This window comes from Arthrobacter sp. efr-133-TYG-120, from assembly GCF_030209785.1.
Lineage (GTDB): Bacteria > Actinomycetota > Actinomycetes > Actinomycetales > Micrococcaceae > Arthrobacter.
In genome coordinates, this window is the sequence record NZ_JARVRI010000036.1 from 190,999 (window position 1) to 202,143 (window position 11,145).

Below are 11,145 nucleotides of genomic sequence, written 5' to 3' on the forward strand. Positions count from 1 at the left end.
ACGAAACAGGAGTTAACGCGGCGCCGTTGTCCGACTTGTCCCGCAATATGCTTAGCTAGGACGAGCCCGTATGCCGGGCACTCTTGGCCATGCGCCTAGTTGCTGGCCATCCCCGAGTATGGAAGGCTGCCTCGAACACAGTGGGAGATACATTGAAGATTGTTGTTCTGGTCAAGCACGTCCCGGACGCGCAGTTCGACCGACACCTCACCGGCCCAGGCAACACCACGGACCGCGACGAGAGCATCCTGTCCGAACTGGACGAGTATGCACTCGAAGCCGCGCTGCAGCTCAGCGAAGCCCGCGGCGGTGCCAAGGCCGGCAACGAGGTCATCGCCTTGAGCATGGGTCCAGCCGGTGCCGTGAACGCGGTCAAGAAGTCCCTGCAGATCGGTGCCTCCTCGGGAGCGCATTTGAGCGACGACGCCTTGGCCGGCTCCGATGCCGCAGCCACTTCGCTGGCCCTTGCCGCGGCGATCCGGTATCTCGGTGCAGACTCGCCCGTTGACCTCGTCCTGACGGGCATGGCGTCGACCGACGGCGAAACGTCCTTGGTTCCGGCACAGCTCGCCGAGCGGCTGGGACTCCCGCAAGTCACTTTTGCTTCGTCCCTGGAGGTCAACGGCGAACGCATCGTAGCGCGCCGTGACGGTGACGCCCACGCGGACACCGTGGAGGCAACCTTGCCCGCGCTGGTCTCCGTGACGGACCAGATCAACGAACCGCGATACCCCAACTTCAAGGGCATCCTTGCAGCCAAGAAGAAGAAGATCACGGCACTCACCCTGGCCGATATCGGCGTCGATGCCGCGCAGGTGGGCGCCGCGGGTTCCCTGACCGCCGTCGAGACCGCGGAGGCGCGGCCGCCGCGCACTGCCGGCACCATCATCACCGACGAAGGCGACGCCGGCATCAAGCTGGTTGAGTTCCTGGCCGCCCAGAAGCTGCTCTAAGAGGATTCCGACACATGGCAAAAGCACTTGTATTCATTGACAACCCGGGCACAGCGCTCAAGAAGAGCAGCCTGGAACTCCTGACGATCGCGCGTTCGCTCGGGGAAGCTGTGGTCGCCGTCAACGGCGAACTGCACGACGACGTCGCAGCCGCCTTGGGGGCGCACGGAGCCTCGGTTCTTTACCGCCCATCCGCAACGGACCTGGACGACTACCTGGTTGGGCCGAAAGCCGCCTATCTGGCCGCGGCCGTAGAGGCCTCCGGAGCCGGGACCGTCCTGCTGGAGAACACCGCCGACGGCAAGGAAATCGCAGCCCGTCTTGGCGTGAAGCTCAACGCCGGCGTCATCACCGATGTTGTGGGGGTCGACGCCGACGGCACGGCCCACAAATCGGTCCTCGCCGGCTCGTACACCACCACGGCCAAGGCGCGCACCGCCGTCGCCGTGCTCACCGTCAAGCCGAACAGCGTCGACGTCGAGGCCCCGGCCGCGTCAGGCACGCCCGAGGCTGTCACCATCGACGTCCCGGCTGATGCCACCGCGAATGCCGCACGGGTCACCGGGCGTGCGGAAAAGCCTGCCAGCGGCCGTCCCGAGCTCACCGAAGCCCGGATCGTGGTTGCCGGTGGACGCGGCGTCGACGGCGACTTCGGTCCGTTGGAAGAACTGGCCGACGCACTGGGCGGCGCGCTCGGGGCTTCCCGTGCCGCCACGGATGCGGGCTGGATCGGCCATGACTACCAGGTTGGCCAGACGGGCAAGACGGTGTCTCCGCAGCTCTACATCTCGGCGGGCATCTCCGGGGCGATCCAGCAAAAGGCCGGGATGCAGACCTCCAAGGTCATCGTCGCGATCAATAAGGATGCTGAGTCGCCGATCTTCGAGATCGCGGACTTCGGCATCATCGGTGACCTCTTCAAGGTTGTTCCACAGGCCACCGAAGAGATCAAAAAGCGGAAAGGCTGATCCCTTTGTCTTCTGACGCTACGTCAGCAAAGAGCCCGTTCAACGCCTCCACAGAGCGCGTTGAGCGGGTGCTTTGTTTTACCGCCCACCCGGACGACGTCGACTTTGGCGCGGCCGGAACCATCGCTGCCTGGACCGCTGCCGGCGTCGAGGTCAGCTATTGCGTCATGACAGACGGCGATGCCGGAGGTTTTGATCCTGCACACCGCGAAGAGATCATCTCCATGCGCGCAGAGGAGCAGCGACAGGCCGCTGCCCTCGTCGGCGTGACGGACGTGCACTACCTCCATGAGCGCGATGGTTACCTGGAACCGACGCATGGGGTCATCAAGCAAGTGGTGAAACTCATCCGCGAGATCCGCCCGGACATCGTTCTTGCCATGCACCCGGAACGCAATTGGGACCGGATCCAGAAGAGCCACCCCGACCACCTCGCAGTGGGGGAGATCGTGACGCGGGCCGTGTACCCCGCGCTTGAGAATCCCTTCGCGTACCCGGAACTGGCCGAAGCGGGCCTCGAGGCCTTCAAATTGCCATGGCTGTGGCTCTTCGCCGGTCCCGAAACCCGTGAGAACTATTTCGTGGACGTCACCGACCACGTGGACGCGAAACTGGCTGCCATCCGGATCCACGCGAGCCAGCACCCCGATCTGGAAGGCATGGAACGGGCCGTGCGGGGCATGCTCCGGCACAATGCCTCGCGCGCCGGAATGCCCGGCGGGCGCAGCGCCGAAGCGTTCCATGTGGTGGAAGTCAACGGGTCCCAAACCATCGCCGGTTTCTGAAATTGCTGATGTGTAACCTGTGTCATATGCTTAGTCTCGTTTAAATCATATTTAATTGAGAGAGGCAGACTTTGATGGCGAAGACTGCACAACAACCGGTATTGGTGATCATGGGCGTCTCCGGTTCCGGTAAATCGACAGTGGCCGGCGTATTGGCCGGACGCCTGGGCTGGGACCTCGCCGAAGGCGACGACCTGCACCCGGAAGCGAACGTGGCAAAGATGCAGGCGGGGCACGCACTCAGTGATGAGGACCGTTGGCCGTGGCTGGACATCATTGCCGATTGGATCAAGGAGCGTACGGCAGCTGGAAAGCCGGGCATCATCACGTGCTCGGCCTTGAAGAAGCGCTACCGGGACGTCTTGCGCGGCGAGGGCGTTGTGTTCGTCTTCCTCCAGGGGAGCAAGGACAAGATTTCCGACAGGCTGGCTTCGCGCCACGGGCACTTCATGCCTGCTTCGCTGCTGGAATCCCAATTCGATGCGCTGGAAGCGCCCACCGAGGACGAGAACCACATCTCGCTGTGCGTCTCCGCTTCTCCTGCCGAAGAGGCAGACGAAATCATCGAACGGCTCGGCCTTGAGGCACAGCCGGCACACACAACCGGAGATGCAGCGTGAACTGGACCGGGCACGATACCCAACTCCTGGTGGTCGCGGCTATCGGCATCGCGCTGATCGTCCTGCTGATCGCGAAATTCAAGGTCCATCCGTTCTTGTCCCTCGTGCTAGGTTCGGCCTTCGTCGGCCTGGCATCGGGAGTCGGCCTCGATAAAGTGGTCAGCAACTTCGAAGACGGCGTGGGCGGCGTCCTTAAAGAGGTCGGCCTCCTGATTGCCCTCGGCGCCATGCTCGGCAAGCTCCTGGCGGACTCCGGCGGCGCAAACCGCGTGGTGGACACCTTGTTGGAGAAAGCCAGCGGCAACAAGGTGGTCTGGATGATCACTTTGGTTGCGGTCATCATCGGCCTCCCGATGTTCTTTGAGATCGGCCTCGTCCTGCTGCTTCCGGTGATCGTCCTGGTCACCCAGCGCTCGCAGATGAAGCTCATGCGCATTGCCATTCCGGCCCTCGCGGGTTTGTCCGTGTTGCACGGACTGGTCCCGCCGCACCCGGGCCCACTCATCGCCATCAGCGCGGTGAAGGCTGAACTGGGCACCACCTTGGCTCTTGGGCTCCTGGTGGCCGTTCCCACCGTGATCATTTGTGGACCGCTGTTTTCCCGCTTGGCCGCGCGCTGGGTTCCAGTTGATGCTCCTGCGGTGGCCGGCGGCGTCGACACCAAGCACGCCGTCGACCTCAGCGAAGTGAAGCGTCAGCCCAGCTTCCTGGTCACCCTGCTGACCATCATTTTCCCGGTGGTGCTCATGCTGTTGAAGGCCGTCGCGGACATCGTCTGGGCCGATCCCAAGACGGCACCCATGATCCGCACCGTCCTGGACTTCATTGGCCAGCCCCTCGTTGCGATGACCCTGGCCGTGCTCGCCGCCATGGTGACTTTCGGCTACGCGGTCGGTTTCACCGGTAGCAAGATCACCTCCAAGCTCAGCAGCAGCCTCGGACCGATCGCCGCGATCCTTCTGATCGTGGGCGCGGGCGGCGGTTTCAAGCAGACCCTCATCGGTGCCGGAGTCGGTGACGCAGTCAAGAAATGGGCCGAAGGCGCCAACATGTCCGTGCTGGTCCTGGGGTTCCTGGTGGCCGTGGCGCTTCGCCTGGCCACGGGCTCGGCGACAGTTGCCACTGTCACGGCTGCGGGCATCGTGGCTCCGTTGGCAAGCAGCCTGAGCCCGACCCACGCGGCACTCCTTGCCTTGGCCATCGGTGCCGGTTCGCTCTTCCTGTCCCACGTCAACGACGCCGGGTTCTGGCTCGTGAAGGAACTGTTCGGCCTGACGGTCGGGCAGACGTTCAAGACCTGGTCGGTGATGGAGACACTCATCTCGGTGGTCGGCTTCGGCTTCATCATGGTGCTCTCGCTGATCATTTAGCGGGGCTGCTTAGCAGCCGGTACGACGGCGGCCCGTCCACTGTTTTTCCAGTGGGGACGGGCCGCCGTCGCGCTTTTCGGCAAGAGTGCCTTAACTGAGCTTTTGCGCTGCGTAGACCTTGATGCCTTCGAGCAGGTAGGGCGCCAGGCCTACCCGGACCTTGTCGTAATTTGCAGTGAACCGGGGGTCGTCCACGTACATCTGTCCCAGGCCTACGTAGGATTCGGCGTTTGGCGTCCAACTCGCGCAGATCCACTTGTAATGCCGGCCGACGGCGGCCTGGACGTCCGGGTGGTCCGCCGGAAGGGCGGCGTCGAAGCAGTGGGCAAGATCCTGGTTCAGCGCCGCGTACTCTTCCATGAACGCCTGCTTTTGGGCTGTGGTCATCGCCGAGTGCCGGGCGTTGCTCTCGTCGACGGCAGGATCGCCCCAGCGCTCGCGAGCCTCGGCCTCGTAGGGGTTGTTGTCGAAATCCTTGAAGATGTTCTCCGCGGTCATGGTTTCTCCTTGACGTAGTGCTGCGATAGTGGCGTCGACCGTCCGGGACATCCGGTCCAGTCGGTCGCGCTCGGCCAGCAGCCAATCCCTGTGCACGGCAAGTGCCTCCACAGGGTCGGCCTGGCCATCCAGAACTTCGCCGATGGTCTCGAGCCCAAGGCCAAGTTCACGAAGCAGAAGGATCCGCTGCAGTCGCAGCAGCTCAGGCTGACCGTAATACCGGTAGCCGTTGGATCCTGTGTGGGCAGGCTCCAACAGCCCGAGGTGGCCATAGTGGCGCAAAGTCCGCGAGGAGACCTTGCTGGCCTTGGCCAGTTCGGAAATTGTCCAGGTACCTGCCTTGTCCTGCTTCATGTATCCAGCGTAGAAGTTGACGTAACGTCAAGGTCAAGCCCTGCCGTAAAGAGCCAACGGCTGGGCAGGGCCCTTCGCTCTAGGTGAGAGGTGCTGCGGCGACCGTGGGGAGGGTCGGTTTCTTGGAGCCACCCACGGGTTCAACCGTGATGCCGATGGAGGCCGCGCTGGAAATGCCGGAGACAACGGCCGGATGGCTCAATGCCTGGGCATCCATAAGGCCCTGGGATACAGGGTCGGAGCCGTCCTTGGGAATGAGCCACATCTGATAGACCTTGCCGGCCGGGGGAGCCGGAACGCCGTTCATGCGGACTACCACGGCGTTCTTCGAGCTGGAGATGGACACGGTGGCGGTACCGCCACCGTTGACGTCGACGGTGGCTTGACGGACATCGCCGGCCTGCAGCACTTGGTTCACAGGATCGTTCTGACCGGCTACGTAGACGCCGACGCCCACGCCGCCAAGCGCAATCACCGCGGCAGCCGCAGCGGCTGCCACCCAACCACGGACGCCTCCGAAGCGTCGGCGATCCCGTCGGTTCCGTTCGGCGGCGAGGTCCACGACGTCGGGGGCAAAGTGCGTTGCGGTTCCAGTCGACACTTCGGGAACCGACGACGGTGCGTTCGCTGTGCCGGTTTGTGCAGTTCGTGGTTGTTCCGGGAGCTGCCGCAGGATGTCCTGCAAGAGCCCGGGCCGCGGTTCGGCCTCGTCGGCGAAGGAAGCGGTGAGGGCTTCGCGTGACTGCCGGACCCGTTCGAGGAATGCCGAGCGTTCAGGCGCCGTGGCAATGTAGTTGTCGATTTCAGCACGCTCGGCGTCGCTCAAGGCGTCGAGGGCATAGATCTCGGCAAGCTCCAAGACGCGGCCTTCGGCAAGGTCAGTGGCTATATCGGTGGCAAACATCCTGCGGAGGCCTTCCTTCCCGAAGTTCCGTTTGTTGTCATCGTGTTCGGTCATGTCAGCTCACCCCCAGGCAAGTCTTGAGTCGGAGAAGTCCATCGCGGATGCGGGACTTGATGGTCGGAATCGCGGCACCGAGTTGTTCGGCGACCTCCCGGTAGGTGAGCCCGCCATAGTAGGCGAGCCGTACGGATTCCAATTGCGTTTCCGTCAGGGTGCCGAGGCAACGGGTGACGGCCTCGGCTTCAAGCCGGCTGCTGGCTTCTTCTTCCACTGAATCGTGGTCAAGGAGTTGGCTCGCGGCGCCGTATTTCGCTTCCCGGTCCGTGGCGGACTGGGCCGAGCGGACGCGGTCGATAGCGCGCCGGTGGGTGATGGTCATGAGCCACGCGAGCGGGCTGCCGGCCTCGGGATCGAACTTGGCCGCGTTCTGCCAGACCTGGATGAACACTTCCTGGGTGGTATCTTCGCTCAGGCCGGCATCCACCAGCACTCGCTTGGCCATGCCGAAGACCCGCCGTGCAGTGAGGCGGTAGAACTCGCTGAAGGCGACCCGGTCGCCGTCGGCCATCAACCCCAGCAACTCCGCAAGCTGCGCATTCGAGCCGGCAATCAGGCCGGGGGCCTCGGGGCCTCCCACATTCGGTGTATCCATCACCGTCCAGCATAGGTTGCTCGTGACCCTGGCAGTACCAGAAGCACTGCGGGTCTTGAGAGTAGTCACCTGTGCCCCTTCCGCGGCCGTCGCCCACCGGCCCTGCTTCGCAGGCCAGCTGCCTGCCCAGGCTGTTGGCCTGCATAGGGTATTCGGCGCAGGGGGAGCTTTGGATGGGTGACCCGCGGAGGTGACCCAGTGGATGTCCGGGCGGACGAGCAGGCCCGCTAGAGCTTCGCGCCCGCAAAACCGTGTTGGCGCCACGCTTCATACACCGCGATAGAGGCAGCGTTGGCAAGGTTCAGCGAGCGCAGGGACGGCAGCATGGGGAGCCGGACGCGGGCCGTGACGTGCGGGTCCTGCTTCAGCCAGTCCGGAAGCCCGACTGACTCGGGTCCGAACATCAGGACATCGCCCTCTTCGTAGGCGATGTCCGTATAGGAGGATTCGCCGTCGGACGTGAACGCGAAGACGCGCTCGGGCTGCAAAGCCGCCCATGCGGCCTCGATGTCCTTGTGCACCGTGACCACCGCCAGGTCGTGGTAGTCGAGTCCCGCTCGGCGCAGCTTCGCGTCGGAGAAGTCGAAGCCCAACGGCTCCACGAGGTGGAGCTCTGCGCCGGTGATGGCGGCGAGCCGGATGGCGTTTCCCGTGTTGCCCGGGATTTCAGGGGTGTGGAAGAGGATGCGGAACACGTATCAATCCTAGCCAGCGAAAATACGGGGTGGCTCCTGCGGGCTCAGTGCATGCCGCGGAGCAACCGGGCAAGGACCGGGACAACCACGGTGTTGGGCACGGGGCCCGAACTCAGGAACTGCTTGAGGCCGCGGGCCAAACCGGAGGCGTTGACGATTTGCACCGAACCGAAGTCCCCGTCCTGGCGCCGGTAGTGGTCGATGACCGGCTCGTGGGGGTTGCCGTCCGGGCTGTGGACGACTACCCAACCCGTCACATTCAGTTCGGGGAAGATCTCCTGCATGTGGCGAACGATCAGCTCGAGCTGGGGCGGTGGCACCGAACGTCCGCCGTGCTTGAGCGCCACCCCGTCCCAGGCATAGGCGCCCTTGGGCAGCAGCATGGAACCGATGAGCGCCAGGCGGTAGCCGGCGAGGAGGGCGTGGTCGATGTGGCTGTCGTCCGAGGGGGAGCGGAGCCCGTTGACGAGCCGGGCCGACGGGATGGCAGGCAGGATCTGGCGGCTGATGAGCTGGACTGTCCGCATTTCGCGCTGAATGCGGGCTTCGGCCCCGAAGATTCCACGCTTCCGGGGAATCCCGTGGATCTGCAAGGCGGCCTCGCCCTTGGAGAGCAGGGGCACCTCGTGGGGATCATCGAAGGGCGGGACATAGACGGGGGCGTCGCCGGCCGTGTTGCGCGGGGTGTTCGGCCTGTGGACGCCGGTGCGCGTTTCCGGCCCTGGAGCGCCGGTCCCGGCGTAATCCGGCCTTTGCGCCGGGAAAGGGTTCGCCCTGCCGGAAGTGCCGCTGGCGTACCGGCGGTCGTACTCTGCGCGTCGTTTGGGGTCGATCAGGGTCTCGTACGCGAGCGTGACCTGCCGAAAGACCTCAGGATCCCCGCCATGGTCCGGATGGGCGTTCCTCGCGGCCTTCCTGTAGGCCACTTTGATCTCCTTGTCCGTCGCGGTGACGGGAACCCGGAGGATCTGATAGTGGGAACTGCTGCCCTGAGCCAACCACGGGCCTTTCTCTGGGATTCTGAAGTTTCCCGCCGTCCCGGTGCGGAGCGGCGATCTTGGCAAGTCTAGCCAGCCCACCATGGGAACGACGGCGGCCCGGGCTTTAGTTCCCCGGATCACGCCCCTACCGGTGGGATGATTCATGCTGTGAACTCCCCGGCCGGCCCCGATCATCCTATTCACCTGCCAAGTACCGGCCCTCACGGACTGAACGGATCTCTCCGCCGAAGGATCGTGCTGGCGGTCAATCCAACCGCAGCGTTTGGACGGCACGCCCTTGCCGGGGACGAGGCCGCTCGCTGCCTCCGCGAGGCGGGTCTCGACGTCGTCGTACTTCGGCGCGACAGCATGGACGCCCTGCGGGAAGGGGTGGACGAAGCGCTTCGCACAGGCGCCGAAGCCTTGGTGGTGGTGGGCGGCGACGGCATGGTCCATCTGGGCGTCAACTCACTGAGCGGGACCGGGTTACCGCTCGGGATTGTTCCCGTGGGTACGGGAAACGACGTAGCCCGGATGCTTGGGCTGCCTCTGCAGGATGTCGAGGGCTCCTGTGCCCGCGTGATTTCGGCGCTCGCCGACGGCGGCCGGGTGCTCGACGCCGGCCGCATCACCATCGGCGGACGAACCATGTGGTTTGCGGGAGCTGTATCGGCGGGATTCGACGCTGCCGTCAATGAACGGGCCAACTCCTGGAGGTGGCCCCGCGGTGCACTCCGCTACACCCTGGCGATGCTCCGGGAGCTTGGATCGTTCCGGGCCATCAACTACACCGTGACTGCCGACGGCGCGGAAACGAAGGAAGGCGCCATGCTGATTTCGGTGGCCAACGCCCCATCGATCGGCGGCGGCATGCGGATCGTTCCGGATGCCGCGCCCGACGACGGTTTGTTGGATCTGTTTATCGTCAAGCCGTTATCCCGGCTGGCCCTCCTCGCTGTCTTCCCCAGGGTCTTCTCCGGCCGGCATACCTCGCACCCGGCGGTGGAAATCCGCCGGGTGCGTTCAGTGCGGCTTGCCGCCCAGAATGTGGTGGCCTACGCCGATGGTGAGCGGATCGGCCATCTTCCCTTGGACATCGACGTGGTTCCGGGCGCCCTGCGGGTATTGGCCTAAGCCTGGCCGTCAGCTTGCGAGGCGACGGCCAGGCGGTTGAGCGCGAGTGCGCCCACAAGCAGGCCGAAGTCGCGGAGGGCGACGTCGAAGAAGTTGCCCAGCACCAGCAGGTTCACGATGATGCCCAGAAGCCAGACCGCCACCAGGAGCGAGCCAAAGCGTGGCCGGACCGCCACCGCAATGCCGGCCACAATCTCCACGACTCCCACGATGTACATGAAGGTCTGGGCCGGGACCGGAATGACGGAGGTGGCCACGGGCGCCAGGTAGATCGTCCAGTGGGTGAGCAGGTTGGTGAACTTGTCCAGGCCGAAAATGATCGGCGCCACGGTGAACACGGTCCGGAGGAGCAGGAATGCCTGCCGCTGGGGATCCATGGACATGAGCGATCCGGTTTTCGCCTGGGCCGGGGATGATGCAGTGTTCATGATGCCTTCTTTCTAAAACTGGATACTTTGATTTTAGAAAGTCCAAGGGAATTAAGCAATGAGTGTTGATTTTAGAGTTAAGCTTGATGCATGACCGGACTTCCCTGGCTGCGTCGACTCTCCGCTTTGGCATCCCTCGACGACGGCAACCGCCGCCGCCTGTACGAGCACGTCTGCGGGGCACGCGACGCCGTCAGCCGGGACGACGCCGCGATGGCCCTCGGGCTTCCCCGCAGCACGGCCTCCTTCCATCTGGACCGGCTGGTCCGCGACGGACTCCTGAGTGTTGAGTTCCGCAAGCTCGGCGGCAAGGTCGGTCCGGGTTCCGGGCGCCCGGCGAAGCTGTATTCACCTGTCCTTGAAGAGATCGGCACCTCGGTTCCGGAGCGCCACTATGACCTCGCCGGTGAAGTGATGGCTTCTGCCATCCAGAACCTGATGGCGAAGGGTGGTTCCCCCCGCGAAGTGCTCCTCGAAACCGCCTACGCCCGCGGCCGCGAGGCCGGCAGTGCGGAGCCGCATTTCGAAGATGTCCTGGCAAGCTACGGTTACAGGCCGGAACCTGACGACGACGGCGGGTACTCCTTGGTCAATTGCCCGTTCCACCGGCTGGCCGAAAGCCACACGAGCGTCGTCTGCGCCATGAACGGCGCCTTCCTCAGCGGAGCGGCGGCCGTCTGCGGAATTGCCGAGGAGCGGATCGCCGACGACAACCGCGAAGGCCATTGCTGCGCCAAAATCCGTCCGGCATCGTGATCAGTCCGGCGGACTAGTCCCGATCGGAGAAGCGGCCCGTAAAGGCGT

Annotated in this window: 13 protein-coding genes; 7 read left to right on the forward strand and 6 right to left on the reverse strand. The window is 64.4% G+C overall.

Translation table 11 applies throughout. The features are described from left to right. Positions 1-152 precede the first annotated feature (152 nt). From QRN51_RS19630 to QRN51_RS19650, 5 genes are all read left to right on the forward strand, one after another. Positions 153-953 (forward strand): electron transfer flavoprotein subunit beta/FixA family protein, encoded by an 801-nt coding sequence (locus QRN51_RS19630; protein ID WP_284991530.1) that lies wholly within the window; start codon positions 153-155, stop codon positions 951-953. 14 nt (positions 954-967) lie between these two features. Further along, on the forward strand, positions 968-1,921 hold the full coding sequence (locus QRN51_RS19635) for an electron transfer flavoprotein subunit alpha/FixB family protein (protein WP_284991532.1): 954 nt from the start codon (positions 968-970) through the stop codon (positions 1,919-1,921). Positions 1,922-1,926: 5 nt separating this feature from the next. Next, entirely contained in the window at positions 1,927-2,706 is a 780-nt protein-coding gene (locus QRN51_RS19640; RefSeq protein WP_284991534.1) for a PIG-L deacetylase family protein, read from the forward strand. A gap of 74 nt (positions 2,707-2,780) precedes the next feature. Next, positions 2,781-3,326 carry a gluconokinase gene (locus QRN51_RS19645; RefSeq protein WP_059387524.1) on the forward strand — a complete coding sequence of 182 codons (546 nt, stop codon included), beginning with the start codon at positions 2,781-2,783 and terminating at the stop codon, positions 3,324-3,326. Beyond that, complete coding sequence (locus QRN51_RS19650; protein ID WP_059387525.1) at positions 3,323-4,696, forward strand: GntT/GntP/DsdX family permease; 1,374 nt, start codon at positions 3,323-3,325, stop codon at positions 4,694-4,696. The genes QRN51_RS19645 and QRN51_RS19650 overlap by 4 nt, the downstream gene beginning before the upstream one ends. 90 nt (positions 4,697-4,786) lie before the next feature. Here QRN51_RS19650 and QRN51_RS19655 read toward each other — a convergent pair whose 3' ends face one another. The 5 genes from QRN51_RS19655 to QRN51_RS19675 all read right to left on the reverse strand — a co-directional run bounded on the left by QRN51_RS19655 (position 4,787) and on the right by QRN51_RS19675 (position 8,797). After that, on the reverse strand, positions 4,787-5,548 hold the full coding sequence (locus QRN51_RS19655) for a MerR family transcriptional regulator (protein ID WP_284991537.1): 762 nt from the start codon (positions 5,546-5,548) through the stop codon (positions 4,787-4,789). 79 nt (positions 5,549-5,627) lie between these two features. Beyond that, positions 5,628-6,506: an anti-sigma factor gene (locus tag QRN51_RS19660; RefSeq protein WP_284991539.1), complete on the reverse strand. Its 879-nt coding sequence runs from the start codon at positions 6,504-6,506 to the stop codon at positions 5,628-5,630. Position 6,507: 1 nt separating this feature from the next. Continuing rightward, complete coding sequence (gene sigK / locus QRN51_RS19665; protein ID WP_059387527.1) at positions 6,508-7,104, reverse strand: ECF RNA polymerase sigma factor SigK; 597 nt, start codon at positions 7,102-7,104, stop codon at positions 6,508-6,510. Positions 7,105-7,331: 227 nt separating this feature from the next. Beyond that, entirely contained in the window at positions 7,332-7,799 is a 468-nt protein-coding gene (locus tag QRN51_RS19670; RefSeq protein WP_059387528.1) for a tRNA (cytidine(34)-2'-O)-methyltransferase, read from the reverse strand. 44 nt (positions 7,800-7,843) lie between these two features. Next, positions 7,844-8,797: a J domain-containing protein gene (locus QRN51_RS19675; protein ID WP_284991540.1), complete on the reverse strand. Its 954-nt coding sequence runs from the start codon at positions 8,795-8,797 to the stop codon at positions 7,844-7,846. Between the two features lie 237 nt (positions 8,798-9,034). Between QRN51_RS19675 and QRN51_RS19680 the strand changes: the two genes are divergently transcribed. After that, positions 9,035-9,913, forward strand: a complete 879-nt coding sequence (locus tag QRN51_RS19680) for a diacylglycerol/lipid kinase family protein (RefSeq protein ID WP_284991541.1) — start codon at positions 9,035-9,037, stop codon at positions 9,911-9,913. Here the strand turns inward: QRN51_RS19680 and QRN51_RS19685 are convergent. Next, entirely contained in the window at positions 9,910-10,341 is a 432-nt protein-coding gene (locus tag QRN51_RS19685) for a hypothetical protein (RefSeq protein ID WP_059387530.1), read from the reverse strand. The genes QRN51_RS19680 and QRN51_RS19685 overlap by 4 nt on opposite strands. Positions 10,342-10,431: 90 nt before the next feature. On the opposite strand from QRN51_RS19685, the gene QRN51_RS19690 reads away from it, so the two are divergent. Further along, positions 10,432-11,097, forward strand: coding sequence for a helix-turn-helix transcriptional regulator (locus tag QRN51_RS19690; RefSeq protein ID WP_284991542.1), 666 nt, complete (start codon positions 10,432-10,434; stop codon positions 11,095-11,097). The last annotated feature ends 48 nt before the right edge of the window (positions 11,098-11,145 follow it).